Genomic DNA, 18893 nt, shown 5'->3' with positions numbered 1-18893 from the left:
GTAACCCCATGATTGAGACTCCGATGGAAACCGCCACTGCCGCGGCCCCGCTTCCCCAGTCCCGCCACCTGGCAACCGCTGTGCCCGGTCCCCGTTCACTCCAGCTCCATGCCGAGCGTGCGGAGCAGGTCAGCGCCGGGTTCGGCACCGTCCTGCCCGTTTTCGTTGACCGGGCCGACGGCGGCATCCTCGCGGATGTGGACGGCAACCGGTTCATCGACTTTGCCTCCGGAATTGCCGTAACCAGCGTGGGCGCGTCCAACCCGCGGGTCCGCCGGCGCGTTGCGGCGCAGCTGGAACGGTTCACCCACACCTGTTTCATGGTCACCGAGTACGACTCCTTCACCCAAGTGTGCCGCTGGTTGAACCGGCACACACCGGGGGCCTTCGACAAGCGCACGGCGCTGTTCTCCACCGGTGCCGAAGCGGTGGAAAACGCCGTCAAGATTGCCCGGGCGGCTACGGGGCGCGCCAACGTGCTGGTGTTCGACGAGGCGTACCACGGCCGCAGCCTGCTGACCATGGCGATGACCGCCAAGGTCAACCCCTACCGGCTCAACTTCGGGCCGCTGCCGGCGGAGGTTGTCCGGGCTGCCTCGGCCAACCCCCTGCGGGCACCCGGGGGCGGCGCCGCGGGCGCGGATCCCGCAGCGGCAGCCCTGGCCGCCGTCGAGGCCACCCTGGCGGAGCACGGCCCGGAATCGTTTGCCGCAATGGTGGTCGAACCGATCCAGGGGGAAGGCGGCTTCATTGTCCCGGCCCCCGGTTTCCTGTCCGGGCTGCGCACCCTGGCGGACCGCCACGGCATCGTGCTGGTGATGGATGAGATCCAGGCCGGCATGGGACGCACCGGCACCCTCTTCGCCAGCGAGCACGAAGGCGTGGCCGGTGACATCACGCTGACCGCCAAGGCCCTGGCCGGCGGCCTGCCGCTCTCCGCCGTGACGGGACGGACGGAGCTTATGAACGCCGTACACACCGGCGGACTGGGCGGCACCTATGCCGGAAATCCGCTGGCCTGCGAAGCGGCGCTTGCGGTTTTCGAGGAGTTCGAGGACGGCACGCTCCTCGCCAATGCCCGCGCCATCGAGGCTGTGGCCCGGGAGGTGCTGGAGCCGCTGGTGGAACAAACCGGCGTCGTGGCCCAGTTCCGCGGCCGCGGGGCAATGCTGGCCCTGGAATTCGCCGATCCCGAAACTTTGCAGCCGCGTCCGGACCTGGCGCAGTCCATCTCCGCGTCCTGCCATGCACAGGGAGTGCTCACCCTGACCTGCGGCACGTACGGAAACGTCATCCGGCTGCTGCCGCCGCTGGTCATGAGCGAGGAGCTGCTGCGTGACGGGCTGGCCGTTTTGCGCAGCGCCGTCCTCGACGCGGCGCAGAACGCCGCACCGTCGGACGCCCCGGCCTAGCTCCGGCCCTCCCCGTTACCCGCACCCACCGAGAAGGACCACAATGACCACCGCTTTCACGCCCGGAACCGAAGAGACGGTCCTGGATCCGTCCGACCTGATCAATTTCGACGCACTCCTGACCGCCGATGAACTCGCCCTGCGTTCCCGGGTCCGCGGGTTCGTCAATGAGCAGATCCGGCCCAACATCGCCCGCTGGTTCGAGGACGCGCACTTTCCGCTCGACATCGTTCCGGAAATGGGCAGGCTCGGGCTGCTCGGCATGCACCTGCACGGCTACGGCTGCGCCGGTCGTTCCGCCGTTGAATACGGACTGGCGGGCGCCGAGCTCGAAGCCGGAGATTCCGGGCTGCGCACCTTCGTCTCCGTGCAGGGCTCCCTGGCCATGAGCGCCATCTACAAGTGGGGGTCGGAGGAGCAGAAGCAGAGGTGGCTGCCCGGGATGGCGGCCGGGGAGCTCATCGGCTGCTTCGGGCTGACGGAGCCGACGGCGGGATCGGACCCGTCCTCCATGAAGACCTTCGCCCGGCAGGACGGGGAGGACTGGGTGCTGAACGGCACCAAGCGGTGGATCGGCCTGGCGAGCGTGGCCGCGGTGGCAGTCATCTGGGCGCAGACGGACGAGGGGATCCGCGGATTCCTTGTACCCACCGACACTCCCGGATTTGCCGCCACTCCGATCGAAGGCAAGCTGTCCATGCGCGCCTCCATCCAGTGCGAGATTGAGCTTAACGACGTGCGGCTGCCGGCCGACGCGGTTCTCCCCGGCGCCAGGGGACTGCGCGGTCCCTTCTCCTGCCTGAACGAGGCCCGCTACGGAATCATCTGGGGGTCCATGGGCGCGGCCCGCGACTCCTTCGAGGCCGCCCTGGCCTATTCAAAGGACCGGCTGCAGTTCGACAAACCGCTCGCCGGCTACCAGCTCACCCAGCAGAAGCTCGTGGACATGGCACTGGAAATCAACAAGGGGTTCCTCCTTGCCCTGCATCTGGGCCGGCTCAAGGACGCCGGAACCCTGCAGCCGCACCAGATCTCGGTGGGAAAGCTGAACAACGTGCGCGAAGCCATCGCCATCGCCCGGGAGGCTCGCACCATCCTCGGCGGCAACGGCATCACCCTGGACTACTCGCCCCTGCGGCACGCCAACAACCTCGAGTCGGTGCGCACCTATGAAGGCACCGATGAGGTGCACACCCTCATTCTGGGCCAGCACCTCACCGGCCTTGCCGCCTTCCGCTGATTTCTTCCCCTGATTCCTAGTCCGCTGAGCCCTTGTCCACTGATCTTGTCCGCTGACCGGCAGTCCAACACCAGGAGCACACCCCCATGACGACCATTGCCCCCGCCGAGCAGCTGCGCCAGTTCATCGCCGGATCATGGGAGGAGGGCACCGGCGCTGTCCTGTCCTCCACCAACCCCGCCCGTCCCTCAGAAGTGGTTGCGGAGGGGCTGCAGGCCACGGCCGGCCACGTGGACCGCGCCGTCCGGTCGGCTTCGGACGCGGCCGCCGCGTGGGCGGGTACCCCGATGCACGAACGCGGTGCGGTCCTGCTCCGGGCAGCCGGCCTGCTGGAGCGGGCAGAGGAAAGCCTGGGCCGCGAACTGGCCCGGGAAGAGGGAAAAACACTCGCCGAGGCCCGGGGCGAAGTGGCGCGTGCCGCGCAGATCCTGCGGTACTTCGGGAACGAAGGCGACCGGGCGGCCGGCGAAGTCTTTGCCTCCCCCCGGAGGGGTGAGCGCATCCTGGTTGTCCGCAAGCCGCTCGGCGTCGTGGGTGTCGTCACGCCGTTCAACTTTCCCATCGCCATCCCGGCGTGGAAGATTGCGCCGGCGCTGGTGTACGGCAATACCGTCGTGTGGAAACCCGCGTCCACCGTGCCGCTGCTGGCGGTGCGGCTGGCTGAGGCCCTGGCGGACGCCGGACTGCCGAAGGGCGTCCTGAACCTGCTCATCGGGCCGGGGGAACTGGGCGCCGCCCTGGTGGAACATCCCCGTCTCGACGGCCTGACCTTCACCGGTTCCACCGCCGTCGGGCGCCGCCTCGCGGCCGCAGGCGCTTCCCGGGGCCTCCCGGTCCAGGCGGAGATGGGCGGAAAAAACGCGGCCATCGTGCTGAAGGACGCCGACCTGGACCTGGCAGCGGAACAGGTCGTCCTCGGTGCGTTCCGCTCCACGGGACAGAAGTGCACGGCAACTTCGCGTCTCGTGGTGGACGAGCAGGTGGCGGACGAGTTCCTGGGCCGCCTCCGCACCCGCCTTGACGCCTGGACGGTGGGGGACCCCACGGACCCGGGAGTGCACATGGGGCCGCTGATCAGCGCCGGAGCCGCAGACAGCGTACGCAGGGGAATCTCGGCAGCCGTCGAAGAAGGGGCTGCGCTCGCCTATGAGGGCAAGGGCCCCGGCGATCCCGAGGGCGGCTTCTACCTGCCCGCAACCATCTTGGACCTTCTCCGCAACCCTGCTTCCGGTGCCGCCAATACAGCCTGGCGGGAAGAGTTTTTCGGCCCGGTGCTCTCGGTGCGCCGGGCCTCAGACACAGCCAATGCCTTCGAACTCGCCAATGAGAGCGACTTCGGGCTCAGCGCCGCAGTGTTCACCCAGGACGTCACCCGGGTGCTTGAAGCGGTGGACAGCATCGACGTCGGAATCCTCCACGTGAATTCGGAATCCGCCGGTGCCGATCCCCATGTGCCTTTCGGCGGTGCGCGGAAATCCGGATACGGGCCGAAGGAGCAGGGCGGCGCGGCGAAGGAATTTTTCAGCCACACCACCACGGTCTATCTGCGCGGCGGAAACCCGCGGTAGTCTGCCGTCCACACCATGCAACTCCTGCACCAAAGGCACCAAACCCACCTACTTCGCACCGGCAAAACTAAAGGGGCACGCCCATGGCACGTTCAAAAGTGGAATCCGTCCGGCAGTCGGAACCGTCCCTGCTCAAGGTCCTGGGCAACTGGGACGTACTGGCGCTCGGCTTCGGAGCCATGATCGGCTTCGGCTGGGTGGTTCTGACCGGAGACTGGATAGCCTCGGCGGGAACCATGGGCGCGGTGCTGGCGATGGTGACCGGCGGGCTGATCATGGCCGTCGTCGGCCTCACCTACGCGGAACTGGTCGCGGCCATGCCCAAGGCAGGCGGGGAACACAACTACCTGCTGCGGGGGATGGGCCCGCGCTGGTCCTTCATCGGCTCCTGGGGAATCACCGGCGGGTACATCACCATTGTGGCGTTCGAGGCTGTCGCGCTGCCGCGGACCGCCACGTATCTCTTTCCCGATTTGAACGCAGTGCCGCTGTGGAGCGTTGCCGGGGACCAGGTCCACCTGACCTGGGCACTGGTGGGCGCCGTTGCCGCCGTCGTCGTGACCGCCATCAACATCCGGGGCGTGCGGCACGCCGGCATTGCCCAAACCTTTGTGGTCCTGCTGCTGCTCATCGTGGGCCTGATGCTGGTTTTCGGTTCCTTCACCGGCGGTTCGACCGCCAACATGGAACCGTTCTTCACCGGCGGGATGGGCGGCTTCTTCGCCGTGCTGGTTGTTGTGCCGTTCATGTTCGTCGGGTTCGACGTCATCCCGCAGTCGGCGGAGGAGACCAAAATTCCGGCCCGCCAGATCGGCCGGCTCGTAGTCATTGCGGTGGCCCTGGCCACGGTCTGGTACGTGGGCACCATCCTCACCACCTCCTCGGCCATGAACGCTGACGAGCTGGCGGGAACGGACATCGCGACGGCGGACGCCATGGGCAAGCTTTTCGGCAGCGACATCATGGCCAAGGTCCTGATTGCCGGCGGCATTGCGGGCATCCTGACCTCGTGGAACTCGCTTCTGCTTGGTGCTTCCCGGCTGATGTACTCCATGGCGCGGTCCGGCATGCTGCCGGCGTGGTTCGGCAAGCTGCATCCCACGTACCGCACTCCGGTCAATGCCCTGGTCTTCATCGGCGGGCTGTCCGTCCTGGCTCCGTTCTTCGGGCAGAACATGCTGGGCTGGCTGGTCGATTCAGGTTCCCCCAGCATTGTGATTGCCTACGCGCTGGTGTCCCTGGTCTTCGTGCTGCTGCGCCGCAGCGAGCCGAAGATGGACCGCCCGCTGCGGATCGGCGGCGCCGGCAACGGCGGGCGCATCATCGGCATCGCCGCAGTGGTGCTGTGCCTGGGGCTGCTGTCGCTGTATCTGCCGGGAATGCCCGCCGCGCTCGGTTCCGTCCCGTGGCTGCTCTTCGGCCTGTGGTGGGGCCTGGGCATGGTCTTCCTCCTGCGGATCCCCGCCGGAATCAAACCGGGGATCCGGGCAGAGGAGGACCTGCTGGAACGCCTTGCCGCCCGCCGCCGCGGCTGAGGGCGCCGTCAGCTTCGGCTGTCAGGACTTCGTCCTGCAACGCCAGATATACGTTAGCCAGCATCTCGGGGTACTGGAGCGAGCTGCCCAAGAGCTCCTCACACCGGCGCAGCCGGTATCGGATGCTGTTGGGATGGACAAACATGGCCTGTGCCGTTAACCTCACGTCCATACCGTGTGCAAACCAAAGGACCAGCGTTTCCCGCAGTTGTGGCTGATCCCTCAGCGGTGCGGTTTGACGAGCCATACGGTCAGCTACCGAAGGCCCCGGGTTCCGGGCCTTGAGCCATGCAGCCAACCCGACATCCTCCATCCGGATTACGAGGCCTTGGCCCGGAGGCCGCCGGCGCTCGGCGACCGTACGGGCCGTCTCAGCCTCCTGATACGCCTCCGGGGAACCTGTCAGGGTATAAAACGGTTCGGAAGCGCCCACCACATGGCTGGCTCCAGCTTCCCTGAACCATTCGGACAACTGGCTGCGTTCAGTGGCCAGTGCGTGCATGACCGGGCTAGCGCCCACATCGTAGTGCTCAGCTACGATGAGCCCAAGCCCCAGTTCCAGGCCCAGACTGAGCAGGTCGTGGTGCCGCCGCAGTGAGGGCTCGCCAATTGCAGACAGGACAGCGAACCGGAAACTGTCCCCTGTACGGAAGCCGTAGGGAAGGAGTTGGTCCAGTAGCCGTCGTTCCCGGTGGGGCGAGATACCGTTGCGCAGCAGCGAGAGGAGCGACTGGCCGTAATGTTGCTGGTTAGTCCAGGCCGCACTGTTGATTCCGCTGATGGTCCTGAACAGTTGGGCACTGGCTTCCAGAGCAGGCTCGGCGATTTCCGCCAGATGCTGTGACTGCTGGCTCGCGACTGCCACCAAAAAAATGTCCGGCCCCCGAGCGACACGCCGGGTCATTGCCGTCCAGCGCCCAATTTGAAGGGGAACACGTTCGGTGATCAACGTGGCGTGGGCGTCCCAGATTAGGCGGGCGGGGCCTGTCCCGGCGGAATGGATGATTTTACCGGAGAGGTCGTAGACGAAGGCGGATCCACTAACCACGTCAGCAAGACGGGCAACGACGGCGTTGAGCGGGTCCGGGCTGCCTGCTGCCTCCAGGAGGCTGGTCAGAAGCCGGTTGAAGCGCTGGAGCTGGATCAGTTCCTCACGCTGCAGTCTCATGAAGACGTATTGCTCAACCTCCCTCAGCGTGGTGCTGACTGGAAGCTCAAAGAGCGGTAAGCAGGCGAGCCTGGCCGACTGCACCAGTGGTTCCGGCGTGCCTTCCCCATCATTTCCTGGCCGGTACAGCAGCGCCGATACTCCCGCTGCGCTGAAGCGCGTGACCAAGGCATCGGCCCAACCCGGCGCGCTCGGCAGCGGAAACAAGTGCTCTGCATCCATGAGCACGACAAAGCCTGGTTCAAGTCGCTCAACCACCGCTCTCGGTCGATAGTTGTGCGTTCCAAGCAGCTCACGATCGCGTCCCCCATTCACAAGTGGATTTGCCCCGTACGCTGCTGCTTCAACCAGGTCGCTAAGGTGCAAGCCGCTGCCCAACCTTCCATGGTCCTTAATTTCCAAGGTCCTTAATTTGGATCCTGTCCAAAAGGGTCGGGCCCAATCTTGTGTAACGAACAATGACAGTCTATGTGATTGGCACCACAGTAGAAGGATGGATTCGATCCGGAGGAGAAAACATTGAGTCAAATTCGTGTGGCCGTCGATGTGGGAGGGACATTTACTGATGTCTGCATCTTCAATGAGGATGACCGCTCTATAAGGGTCACCAAGGTTCCATCGACACCCGCCGACCCCATGGCTGCTGTGATGAGCGGCATTAAACGCGGCGAGATAGACCTTCACAATGTTTCGCTATTTAGCCACGGAACTACGGTGGCCACCAACGCTCTTATTACCCGCCGGTTTCCCAAAGCAGCTATGGTCACCACCCGAGGTTTCCGCGATGTAATCGAGATTAGGGACGGGACCAAGGACAACCTGTGGGACGCATATGACGACGTTCCGGGGCCCTACATCCGGAGGCGCGACCGTTTCGAAGTTGGGGAGCGTGTCGACTTCGAAGGCAATGTAGTAACTCCGCTAGACGAGGAAGAAGCGCGGAAGCTTGCTGCCGTGCTGCGGCGGCGGCAGGTTAGTACAGTGGCGGTCTGCTTCATCAACTCCTTTGCCAACCCGTCGCACGAGCGGCGGATGCGGCAGATTCTGGAGGAGGAGCTGCCGGAGGCCACGATCTCCGCGTCTGCTGAAGTCCTTCCCGAGATCTTCGAGCATGACAGGTTCAACACGGCCGTATCGAATGCTGTGCTGGCTCCGCTTGTCTCCGGCTATGTGAATCGACTGAGCGGTGCACTGCGTGAGGGAGGCTATCGGGGCGACCTGCTGCTCCTCCACTCAGGAGGCGGCTCGATGACACCGCGAATGGTCGAGCAGTACCCGGTGCGTCTGGCGGCCTCCGGTATCGCCGCAGGAGCCATCTCCGCCCAGTTCATCGCTGAACAGTGCGGCATGTCCCACGCGGTGGGATTGGACATGGGAGGCACCTCCACTGACATCTGCCTGGTCAATGACGGGGAGCTGCGCACCACGAAGGAGTGGCAGGTTGAGTACGGCCATCCGATCATCTTCCCGAGCATTGAGGTGCTCACGATTGGTGCCGGCGGCGGGTCTCTGGCTCACATCGACATCGCAGGGTCGCTTCGCAACGGACCTCAGTCTGCTGGCGCTGATCCCGGACCTGCCTGCTACGGCAACGGCGGCACTGCGCCCACCAATACGGATGCCAACATTGCGTTGAACCGGTTGGGCAGCGATCTGGCAGGGGGCGCAAAACGCCTGGATAGGGACGCAGCCCTGGACGCCATCGACAATGTCATAGGCAAGCCACTCGCCATGAGCACGGAACAAGCAGCGTGTGCCATCCTCAAGGTCGCCAACGCAAATATGGCAGACGCCGTCCGTCTCGTCTCCATCCGCCGGGGGTTGGACCCCCGTGATTTTGCCCTAATCGCATTTGGCGGTGCCGGAGCCCTGCACGGGGCGGAAGTTGCACGTGAACTAGGTATTCCCACCGTGATTGTGCCGCCCAACCCCGGCGTGACCTCGGCGATGGGATGCCTTCTGGTGGACATCCGCCACGACTTGTCGGAAATGTACTCGGAGCTTGTGGACCGAATCGATTCCGAGGATCTCGAACAGCATTTTGGCGCGCTGGAAGCGGACGCCGCCGGCCGCCTTGCACACGAGCGGGTGACTGCCGAGAACGCGGTCCTCCAACGTAAAATTTCGATGCGTTACCACGGGCAGTGGCGTTCGCTCATGGTTCCCGTGAACCGTGGCCCGGAGGCGTTGGCGCAGGCGGTGCAGACCTTCCACGAACAACACGAGAAGGAATACGCGTTCCGCCAAGACGACCAGCCGGTGGAGGTATATCAGTTGCATGTCACCGGGATCGGCCGGACTCCGAAGCCATCCTTCCGCCGGGCTGAAAAATTGGTTGCAGACCCCGGAGATCCACTCTCCGTTCGCTCCGTCTTTTTCGAAGAAGGCGGCTGGCAGCAAACCCCGGTCTACGAGCGTTCCACAACACCTGCGGGAGCCCGGATTATCGGCCCGGCCGTTATTTCCCAACTTGACTCCACCACGCTGATTCCACCGGGTACCCAGGCCGAAGTGGACGAGTGGTTCAACATCCGCATCCATCTGAAGGAGGCCTGACATGAAACCAACACACGCTGTGGAACCAGTTGGAACGCTTGATCCGGTGACATTTGAGGTCTTGAAGAATGCGTTCGTTACCAGCGTGGACCTGATGAGCGAGCAGATTCTGCGCACCTGCTATTCCTTCGTCATCTATTCCCGCGATTTCTCGTCCGCCCTGTGTGACGCGCAGGGCAACACCGTTATGCAGGGCAGCGCAGACATCGCAGTGCACGTGGGAACCCTGCACTTTCAATGTCAGTCCGTTTTGGAAGAGTTCAACAGCGACATCAATCCCGGAGACGTGTTCTGCGTCAATGACCCCTACCGGGGAGGCACGCACTTCAACGATGTTAGCTTTATCCGCCCGATATTTTCCCAAGATGTGCTGCTGGGCTTCGCGCAAAACAAAGGACACTGGGCAGATATTGGTGGGTCCGTACCTGGCTCCTTTGACGTCAGTGCCAAGGAACATTTTGGCGAAGGCCTCCGTATTACGCCGGTACGGGTCTGGTCGCGAGGGACGTTTCAGCGGGATGTAGCCCGATTGCTCGTCGGCAACACGAGGGCCCCGGAACAGGCTATGGGCGACCTGCACGCCCAGGCTGAAGCCACCGCAGTATGTGAACGTGAGATCCTGCGACTGGTCGAACGGTATTCACGGGCAACTGTTCTGGAAGCCATGAGAGAAACCCAGGACTACGTCACCAGAACCGTGCTGCGCCAGTTGGAGTCCCTTCCACAAGGGGAATGGGAAACCGTGGATTACCTGGACAGCGATCCTGGTAAGGACGAGGGCCTGGTCCCCATCAAGATAAAGCTGACCTTGGACGGGACCGGCATTCGGTACGATCTGACGGGGTCTGCAGAGGTAGTGTCCACGTTCCTGAACTCGGGTTACGGCACCACATTCTCGGCCATTTACGCCGGAACCAAGACATTTTTTCCCGATGTTCCCCTCAATTCAGGCTTTTATGCAGCTGTGACCGCCGACATCGGCGAGGAAGGCACAGTGGTCAACGCCGGTTGGCCGCACGCGGTGACAGGTTTTTGTTCGGGACCTTACGAAAAACTGATGAACGGGATCTTCGAAATCTGGTCCCAGGTGATGCCGGAACGGGCCATGGCGTGCGCCTTCAACCTCGAATACCTTCTCATCGGAGGGCGCGACGGACGAAGCCGGGAGAAGCCGTTTTTCATGTGGTACGACTGGATGGCAGGCGGCTGGGGCGGGCGCTCCTCCAAGGACGGAACAGGAGCCACGGCACCCGTCTTCGGCGCAGGACTTGCAGTCCAGCCTGTCGAGGGCCAGGAGCGGTTGACCCCGGTGCTCACTACCCACCATGAGCTGATCACGGATTCAGGCGGACCGGGTCGTTTCCGCGGCGGTGTCGGGGTGGAGAAGGGCGGGATTCTTATGGATGCCACAAATGCAGTAATGAGCTATTGCTGCGATCGCGCCAGGTCCGTCACCTGGGGTATTGCCGGCGGGTTGCCATCCATTCCGCACGGAGTTTGGTTGAACAAGGGGCGGGAAGGAGAAAAATACCTCGGTGCCGTATTTTCTTCGGTACCCGTTGAGTCAGGAGATTTCTTCACCCGTCCGTCCGCAGGCGGGGGCGGCTTCGGTGATCCGCTGGAGCGTACTCCAGAAGAGGTCCTGGAGGATGTCATCGACGGGTATGTCTCTGTGAAGCGAGCGGAGTTGGATTACGGAGTGGTCATAGTTGAGCACGACGCCGAGATTGACGATTTCGAGATCGATGGCCCCGCCACGGTTAAAACCCGGGCCGAAATCAGTCGGCTTCGCCGCTCGTGGATGGAGGAAGACCCGGCGCTGGTGGCCAAGCGCTATCGCCAGGGAGACATCGACGCGATGGACGTAGTGCGTAGACACGGAGTCATCCTTGACTGGGGAACCGGGGAACACTTTCCAACAACCACGGAGCAGTACCGGCAGATGATGCAGCGCCGCTCTGTGGCAGGTTGGACTGCGTAAGACGCTGCCGAGGACGATGGGCTTGTCCCGCCGCCGCGGCTGAGGACTGCTTCCGGCCTGGTTCCTAGGACCAGGCCACCACCAGACGGGCAGCTGCCTCCGGAACCGTGACGTCGATGCCGGTCAGTTCGGTGAAGCGCCGCAGCCGGTTCATCAGCGTGTTCCGGTGGCAGAACAGCTGCTCCGCGGAGCGGGCAACGCTGCCGGTGGCCAGATAGGACCGCACGGCTTCCTGCAGCCGGTCCTTCTCCACGGGGCCGCACTGCCGCAGAGCCTCGTCCACGTCCGGAACCATTGGAACACCGGTCTCGGCCAACCTGTGGCGGGCCAGACGGGCCCACGCATTGCGCATGGTCAATGCGGCCCGGTCGCCGTCACCGGCGAGTGCAGCAAGGGCGCGGGCGGTCCGGGCCGCCGTCCGAAGCCCGGCCAAGCCGTGCACCGGTTCCACCAGTCCGCAGCGGATTCCCCGAATCTGCTCCATCGTTTCCCGGTCCGCGCTGCCGGCACGGGAATCGGCAACCCAGAACGCGGCCAGTCCGTCCGGCAGCGGATGGGTGAAGACTGCCGCGCCGCGGCGTGAGGCAGCGGCGGCGGCCAGGTGGAGCTGGCCCGCGCCGTCGGCCGCTGCAGCAGCCACGGCCAGGACGGCATCCTCGGCGATGCCGAGCTCCAGGGCGGTGCGGGCCAGCAGCTCCGGCGGAGTACTCGCCGGCCCGAACAGGGCCGCCACATATCCCTGACGCACGGACGACGCTTCCTGGGCCATGCGCTGGCGTTCATCGAGGTAGGTGGCCTGGGTCTGCACGGCGTAAGAGTCGACGACGTGCCAAACGGTCTCCGCCCGGCGCACCAGCAGCTCGGCGTCGGCGGGATCAGCGAGCAGCATCAGCTCGTTCCAGAGCACGGTGAAATCCAGCCGGATGGCTGACGTGAGGGATTCCACCGGAACCCCGGCGCGGGCCCGCGACACTCCGACCTCCAGGGCAATGTCCTGCCGTACCGCTGCCAGTTCCCGCTGATTGGACGTCTGCCGCAGGCTCGCGATCAGCGTCCGGAAGGAAGCCGCCGCGGTCCGGCGGATTTCGCTGGCCGGAAGTGTCCCGTCGCGGTAGTCTTCCAGCCGCAGCACGCGCTCGAGGAACAGGCTGCTCAGCCGGTCGACGCTGAGCCCGTCCAGCAGTGCGTTCCACCGCACCTCAAACTCGTCTGTGTTAACTTCATGTTTCCCTGCAATGGCCACTGCGTAAACGCTCCAATTCTGTGCTTTTGCACAGTTTAGCCGTCCAAACCGGCGTCATTAGATGCACGTCACAAACCCTCCCCGGTGACATGCTGGTGCTTCGTTCCCGTCCGCACCGGCCGTTTTCCACGCCCGCGGACCCCAGCAGCTGCAGAGGCAGGCCATGACACAACAACTGAACCTCGAGGCCGGGGCCACCCGGACCATCACCGACAAGGAGGCCATGAAGGTCTCCATCGGCGCCCTGATCGGCACCGCGATGGAATGGTACGACTTCTTCCTTTTCAGTGCCGCCGCGGCCCTGGTCTTCAACGTCCAGTACTTCACCAATGAGAACGCCACTGCCGCTGCCCTGGCCTCCTTCGCGACCTTCGGCGTCGGACTGCTGGCCCGCCCGCTCGGCGGCATGTTCTTCGGCGCGATGGGCGACCGGATCGGACGCCGCAAGACGCTCATGATCACCATCGTCGGCATCGGCGTCATCACCGGGCTGATCGGCATGCTCCCCACCTACGCCGCGATCGGCATCGCGGCACCGGTACTGCTCGTGCTGCTGCGGGTTGCGCAGGGGCTCTTCGTCGGCGGGGAGTGGTCCGGGGCCATGACCATAGTCGTGGAGAACGCACCGCTGGCGCGCCGCGCACGCTACGCCGCCCTGCCCCAGATCGGTTCCCCGATCGGCACCATTCTGTCCTCCGGCGGATTCTTCCTGGCGACGGTCTTCTTCTCCAAGGAGAACTTCGACGACTTCGGCTGGCGCATCCCGTTCCTGGCTGCCATTCCGATGCTGTTCATTGCGCTGTACATCCGGAGCCGGCTTGACGAGTCCCCGGTGTTCGCCGAACTGCTCGAGCACGGGCAGGTCGAGAAGACTCCGATCCGCACCACCTTGGTCGATTCCTGGAAGCACATCCTGGTCGGCATGGCCGCGGCGCTGCTGGGTGTTGGCGGTTTCTACCTCGTCACGGCCTTCGTGGTGTACTACGGCGTTGCCATCCTGGGCTATTCCTCTCAGCTGATGCTCCTGGGCGGAATGGTTGCCGCCGTCGTCGAAATCCCCGTCCTGATCCTGGGCGGACGGCTCGGTGAACGCTTCGGCGCCAGTCGTGTCCTTCTTTACGGCGGGCTCGCCTCCGCAGCGGCGGCCGTTCCCTCGTTCCTGCTGATCACGTCCGGAAACGAGGTGCTGGTGGTCGTGGGCATGACCCTTGCGGTGGCCACTCTGTCCCTGCCGTACGCAGCCAACGGCACCGTCCTCACCGGACTGTTCCCGGCCCGCACCCGGTACACGGGTGTCGGCTTCGCCCAGAACACCGCCGGCATGGTGTCAGGCTTCCTGCCGCTGCTTGCCACCGCCATGGTCGCCGCGGCCTCGGACCACTGGTGGCCGGCCGCAGTCCTGCTGGTGCTCCTGAGCCTGTTCACTGCCGCCGCCGGCGTTATTGTGCCGCGGATGAGCGTGGACCTGCCCGGCTTCAAGCACTAATTTCCTCCCACCGAAAGAGCTCTCATGCCATCGTTGTCCGCCGGCCACCTGATTGTCCGCCAGCTCGAGGAACACGGCGTCGCCCGCGTGTACACCGTCCCGGGCGAGAGTTTCCTCGACGTCCTCGACGGGCTGCACGATTCCTCCATTGACACCGTTGTCTGCCGGCATGAGGGAGGCGCCGGGTTCATGGCCCTGGCGGAATCCCGGCTCACCGGAACTCCCGGTGTTGCCATGGTGACACGGGGGCCGGGAGCCGCGAACGCCATGATCGCCGTCCACACCGCCTGGCAGGATGCAACGCCGATGGTCCTCTTTGTCGGTCTGATCCCGCTGACGGACCGCGGCCGCGGCGCCTTTCAGGAGTTCAGCCTGGAGGGCTGGTTCGGCACCACGGCCAAGCAGGTGATGGTGCTCGACGACGAACGGCGGGCCGCGGAAACAGTCGCCGCGGCCATGCGGCTGGCTGTGTCCGGCCGTCCCGGACCGGTCATCATTGGCCTGCCCGAGGATGTCCTGGTGCGCACGGCCGGCACCGGAACCGTTCCGCCCCGGGCGTCGGCAGACGCTGAACCGGCGTCCCGGGCGCTGGAGGAACTGGTATCCCGGCTGGCCCGCGCCGAACGCCCGCTGCTGATTGTGGGCGGGGACGGATGGACAGCCGACGACGGCGGTCAGCTTGCTGCCTGGGCGGCGGCTGCACGGATTCCGGTGGCCGCGGACTTCCGGTCCTACGACGCCGTTCCGCATCTCTCTCCTGCCTGGTCCGGGTGGCTGGGCTACGGCCGGGCCGACACGCTGGCAGGCCGCCTTGATGAGGCCGATCTGCTGCTCTTCGTCGGCTGCGCCAGGACCGACGTCCTCAGCGACGGGTACACCCGCGGGCTGGCGGCCGAAACTCTTCTTGTGCTTCAGGATCCGGAGGCGGCAGGACATGCCGGACGGATCGATTTGCATATTCCCGCTGCGCCGGCGGCGTTTGTGGCGGCGCTGCCGCAGCCCGGGGCGGCCCGCGGCAGCCGCAGCGGCGCGTGGATGGAAGCCCTTGCCGCCGACCAGGCACGGTATTCCGTGCCGGCCGCGGACGGAGGCACCGGCGTCGACCTTGGGACGGCCTTCGGACTTCTGGAGGAACTGCTGCCCGAAAACCGCATCCTGACCTACGGGGCGGGAAACGCCACCATCTGGGGTGCCCGCTACCTCAGCCACCACGGCGCCGGCTCGCTGGTGGGGCCGCGCAACGGCGCCATGGGGCTCGCGGTTCCCGCCGCTGTGGCGGCATCGCTGATTCACCCCGGGCGCCGCGTGGTTGCCGTCTGCGGCGACGGAGACTTCATGATGAACGCGCAGGAGCTGGCGGTTGCCGCGGCCCGGAAAGCCGCACCGCTGATTATCGTTGCGGACAACGGCGGCTACGGCACCATCGTGGCGCACCAGCGACGGCACTACCCCCACCGTCCCTCCGGCACGGCCCTGGACAACCCCGATTTCGCCGGATTGATCCGCAGCTTCGGAGGCCACGGCGAACGGGTGGAGGAAACGGCCGATTTCGGACCGGCGCTGGAACGGGCACTGGGCAGCGGGCGCCTGGCCCTGCTGCACCTCATCACCGACCCGGCAACCATGGCTCCGGACACCTCGAACGCAGCCGGCACCGCAACCGGGAGCACCGCCGGCTCCACCGCCCCGGAACCGGCAGCGGCAGGAGGAAACCGATGAAACTCGACCTGATCCTGCGCGGGGCAAACATCATCACCCTGGAAGCGGAGCGCCCGGCGGCCTCTTCAGTCGGCGTGCTCAACGGCCGGATCGCGGGATTCGACGAGGAACTGGAAGGCTGCACCGCCGAACAGGACATCGGGCTGGACGGAGCAACCGTGGTGCCCGGCTTCATTGACGCGCACTGCCACACCACGTGGTGGGGCCTGGGGCTGGGAGCCGTTGATCTGGAGCAGGCACGCGGGCTCCCCGAGCTGTATGCCCTGCTGGAGGCCGAGGTGCAGCGGCTGGCGGACACCCCGGACGCCTGGATCAACGGAACCGGCTTCAACCACAAGCACCACGGCGGAGCCTACCCGGACATCCGTGAGCTGGACCGGATCACGGGGGACCGGCCGCTCTATCTGCGCCACGTCTCAGGGCACCTGTCCATCACCAACACCGCAACACTGAAACTGGCAGGAGTCTTTGAACCCGGTTTTTCCGACCCCACCGGCGGATCCGTCCTGTGCGGCGAGGACGGTTCGCCCACCGGAGTCGTGGAAGAAGCCGCCCAGCAGCTGCTCCAGGATCTGCTGCTGCCCTATCCGGTGGCACGGATCGTCGACGCGCTGGATGCCGCAACAGCCCGGTTCGCCGCGGAAGGCATCACAAGCTTCACCGAGGCCGGAGTGGGCGGCGGGTGGATCGGCCACAGCCCGGTGGAAGTCCGCGCCTATCAGCTCGCCGCCGCGAGCGGCCGGCTGCACGCACGCGCCCAGCTCATGCCCGCACTCGACGCGCTGCGCCCGCTGCGGGCCAATGAAACCGACATGCACGGCACGGGTACGGGCCGCGGTATTGATCTGGGTGCCGTAGCCGGCTTCGGAGACGAGTGGGTGTCGCTGGGCCCGGTCAAGGTCTTCATGGACGGCTCGCTCCTGGGCGCGACGGCGGCGGTCACCGAGGACTACTGCGGCCACCCGCACAACACCGGATACCTGCTCGATGATCCGGCGGTGTACCGCGAGCGCGTGGACGCGGCCTACCGGGCCGGCTGGCCCATCGCCCTGCACGCCATCGGCGACGCCGCCATCGACCTGGCAACGGAGATCATCATCGCGTGCCAGGAACGCTACGGACGCAATTCCCTGCCCAACCGGATTGAACACTTCGGCATCGCCCGGCCGGACCAGCTGGCTGCCGTTGCTGCCGCCGGCATCGCCGTCACGCCGCAGGCAGCGTTCATCGGGCCGCTCGGAGATCAATTCGCTGCAATGGTCGGGCCGGAACGGGAAGGCTGGCTCTACCGGGGCAGGTCACTTGTGGATGCCGGAATCCTCGTGGCTGGCAGTTCCGACCTGCCCGTTGCGGATAACAACGTCCTGCGGGCGATGCAGTCCTGGGTGGACCGCAAAACCGAACAGGGCAGGATCCTGGGCGGAGCAGGCGAGGGACTCACCCCCGAGGAAGCACTGCGCACCTACACCGACTGGGCTGCACAGGCCACCGGTACCCACGCACGGAACGGCACGCTCCGCCGGGGCAAGCTGGCCGACTTCGCCGTGCTGTCCGGATCTCCGCTGGACGCGGCGGACATCTCTGAGCTTCAGGTGCTGGCCACGATTGCCGGCGGCGACTTTACCCACAACCGGCTGGCTGCCGGACCACAGCCGGGGGCAGAGTCCCCGGCCCGAACCACAGGAGCAGCACTATGACCATCACTACCCGCCAGCAGGCACCCCTCGGCAGCGGTGCCGGCGCCTTCCTCGCAGATTTCCATTCCATGAGCACTTTCGGGGCCACCGCGGGCGGGGGAGTTGACCGGCAGGCCGGCACTGCGGAAGACGGACAGACGAGGAACTGGTTCCGCGGCCTGGCCGAGGGCCACGGCTTCGAGGTGCGCTACGACGCCGTGGGCAACCAGTTTGCCCTGCTGGAACTGGTTCCCGGCGCGCCGTACATCGCCATGGGGTCGCACCTGGACTCGCAGCCGCTGGGCGGGCGGTTCGACGGCGCCTACGGCGTCCTGGCAGCCGTCCACGCGGCCATCAGGCTGCAGCAGCGGCTGGCCGCCGGCGGGTCGGCACCGCAGTTCAACGTCGCCGTCGTGAACTGGTTCAACGAGGAAGGCTGCCGGTTCAAGCCGTCGATGATGGGCAGCGCCGTCTTCACGGGCAAACTGTCCGCCGAGCATGTCCTCGAGACAGTGGATCCGCGCGGCACGTCCGTGCGCGAAGCGCTGGAGAGCATCGGCACCATCGGAGACTTCTCCCTGGACCTGGCAGCGTATCTGGAAATCCACATTGAACAGGGCCGCTCCCTGGAGGACGCAGGCCTGACCATCGGCCTGGTGGAGTCGACCTGGGGCGCCAACAAATACGAATTCACCGTGCACGGTGAACAGGCGCACACCGGGGCCACGATCATCGCCGACCGGCACGACGCCCTGCTCGGCGCCAGCGCGCTCGTGGTGGCGGCCCGGGAAATCGCCGACGGGTTCAGCACGGAAGAACACGCCGTCATCACTTCCTGCGGAGAGTTCACCGTGTACCCGAATTCGCCCGTCGTGGTCGCCAGCCGGGTGGAACTGCTGGTGGACCTGCGCAGCACCGACGCCGAGGTCCTCGCCGCTGCCGACGCCGAGCTGCACCGGCGGATTGCGGCGATTGAACAGTCGGCTGCGGTGCGGATCGAGCAGGGTGCCCAGCACGTCTGGGGAGCGAAGGCCTATGACAAGGCCGGGATGTCGCTGGCCGCGGAGTGCGCGGCCGATCTGGGCCTGCCCTACGGGACGGTGCGCACCCTGGCCGGGCACGATTCCACCAACCTCAAGGATCTGGTGCCCACGATCATGCTCTTTGTCCCCAGCGTGGAGGGCATTTCCCACAACGAAAAGGAACTGACCAGCGACGACGACATGCTGGCCGGGGTGAACCTGCTGACCGAGCTGCTCGGACGCGTGGTTGAGGGTGCATTTGTAGCTGTGCCTTAAAGGTTAGGTCG

The 18893-nt window shown here is 65.6% G+C and carries 12 protein-coding genes; 10 read left to right on the top strand and 2 right to left on the bottom strand.

What is annotated here, in order from left to right:
- Positions 1–8 precede the first annotated feature (8 nt).
- From M1D40_RS14500 to M1D40_RS14485, 4 genes are all read left to right on the top strand, one after another.
- Positions 9–1412, top strand: a complete 1404-nt coding sequence (locus tag M1D40_RS14500; protein WP_461169249.1) for an aminotransferase class III-fold pyridoxal phosphate-dependent enzyme — start codon at positions 9–11, stop codon at positions 1410–1412.
- 43 nt (positions 1413–1455) lie between these two features.
- Positions 1456–2652 (top strand): acyl-CoA dehydrogenase family protein, encoded by a 1197-nt coding sequence (locus tag M1D40_RS14495; RefSeq protein ID WP_341393324.1) that lies wholly within the window; start codon positions 1456–1458, stop codon positions 2650–2652.
- An 86-nt stretch (positions 2653–2738) separates the two neighbouring features.
- Positions 2739–4220 (top strand): aldehyde dehydrogenase family protein, encoded by a 1482-nt coding sequence (locus M1D40_RS14490; protein ID WP_461169248.1) that lies wholly within the window; start codon positions 2739–2741, stop codon positions 4218–4220.
- Between the two features lie 83 nt (positions 4221–4303).
- Positions 4304–5755 (top strand): APC family permease, encoded by a 1452-nt coding sequence (locus M1D40_RS14485; protein WP_461169247.1) that lies wholly within the window; start codon positions 4304–4306, stop codon positions 5753–5755.
- On the opposite strand, the gene M1D40_RS14480 is transcribed toward M1D40_RS14485, so the two are convergent.
- The gene (locus M1D40_RS14480) at positions 5691–7145 is read right to left on the bottom strand and encodes a helix-turn-helix domain-containing protein (RefSeq protein ID WP_461169246.1); all 1455 of its coding nucleotides are present in this window, start codon (positions 7143–7145) and stop codon (positions 5691–5693) included. The genes M1D40_RS14485 and M1D40_RS14480 overlap by 65 nt on opposite strands.
- A 297-nt stretch (positions 7146–7442) precedes the next feature.
- Between M1D40_RS14480 and M1D40_RS14475 the strand changes: the two genes are divergently transcribed.
- Both M1D40_RS14475 and M1D40_RS14470 read left to right on the top strand, forming a co-directional pair.
- Complete coding sequence (locus M1D40_RS14475; RefSeq protein ID WP_461169245.1) at positions 7443–9479, top strand: hydantoinase/oxoprolinase family protein; 2037 nt, start codon at positions 7443–7445, stop codon at positions 9477–9479.
- Position 9480: 1 nt separating this feature from the next.
- Complete coding sequence (locus M1D40_RS14470; RefSeq protein WP_341393329.1) at positions 9481–11460, top strand: hydantoinase B/oxoprolinase family protein; 1980 nt, start codon at positions 9481–9483, stop codon at positions 11458–11460.
- 64 nt (positions 11461–11524) lie between these two features.
- Here the strand turns inward: M1D40_RS14470 and M1D40_RS14465 are convergent, their stop codons facing one another.
- Positions 11525–12658, bottom strand: a complete 1134-nt coding sequence (locus M1D40_RS14465) for a helix-turn-helix domain-containing protein (RefSeq protein WP_461169244.1) — start codon at positions 12656–12658, stop codon at positions 11525–11527.
- Positions 12659–12866: 208 nt separating this feature from the next.
- On the opposite strand from M1D40_RS14465, the gene M1D40_RS14460 reads away from it, so the two are divergent.
- From M1D40_RS14460 to M1D40_RS14445, 4 genes are read left to right on the top strand one after another with little or no spacing between them, the layout of a single operon-like run.
- Complete coding sequence (locus tag M1D40_RS14460) at positions 12867–14189, top strand: MFS transporter (protein WP_341393331.1); 1323 nt, start codon at positions 12867–12869, stop codon at positions 14187–14189.
- 24 nt (positions 14190–14213) lie between these two features.
- A complete protein-coding gene (locus M1D40_RS14455; protein WP_461169243.1) occupies positions 14214–15908 on the top strand; it encodes a thiamine pyrophosphate-dependent enzyme in 1695 nt (564 codons plus the stop codon).
- Positions 15905–17605 carry an amidohydrolase gene (locus M1D40_RS14450; RefSeq protein WP_461169242.1) on the top strand — a complete coding sequence of 567 codons (1701 nt, stop codon included), beginning with the start codon at positions 15905–15907 and terminating at the stop codon, positions 17603–17605. The genes M1D40_RS14455 and M1D40_RS14450 overlap by 4 nt, the downstream gene beginning before the upstream one ends.
- Positions 17602–18882, top strand: coding sequence for a M20 family metallo-hydrolase (locus tag M1D40_RS14445; RefSeq protein WP_461169241.1), 1281 nt, complete (start codon positions 17602–17604; stop codon positions 18880–18882). The genes M1D40_RS14450 and M1D40_RS14445 overlap by 4 nt, the downstream gene beginning before the upstream one ends.
- Positions 18883–18893: the final 11 nt, after the last annotated feature.

The sequence above is a fragment of the Arthrobacter sp. Z1-15 genome (assembly GCF_054792395.1).
The sequence above is the reverse complement of the archived record's forward strand: the minus strand, read 5'-3'. Positions and strand labels throughout refer to the sequence as shown.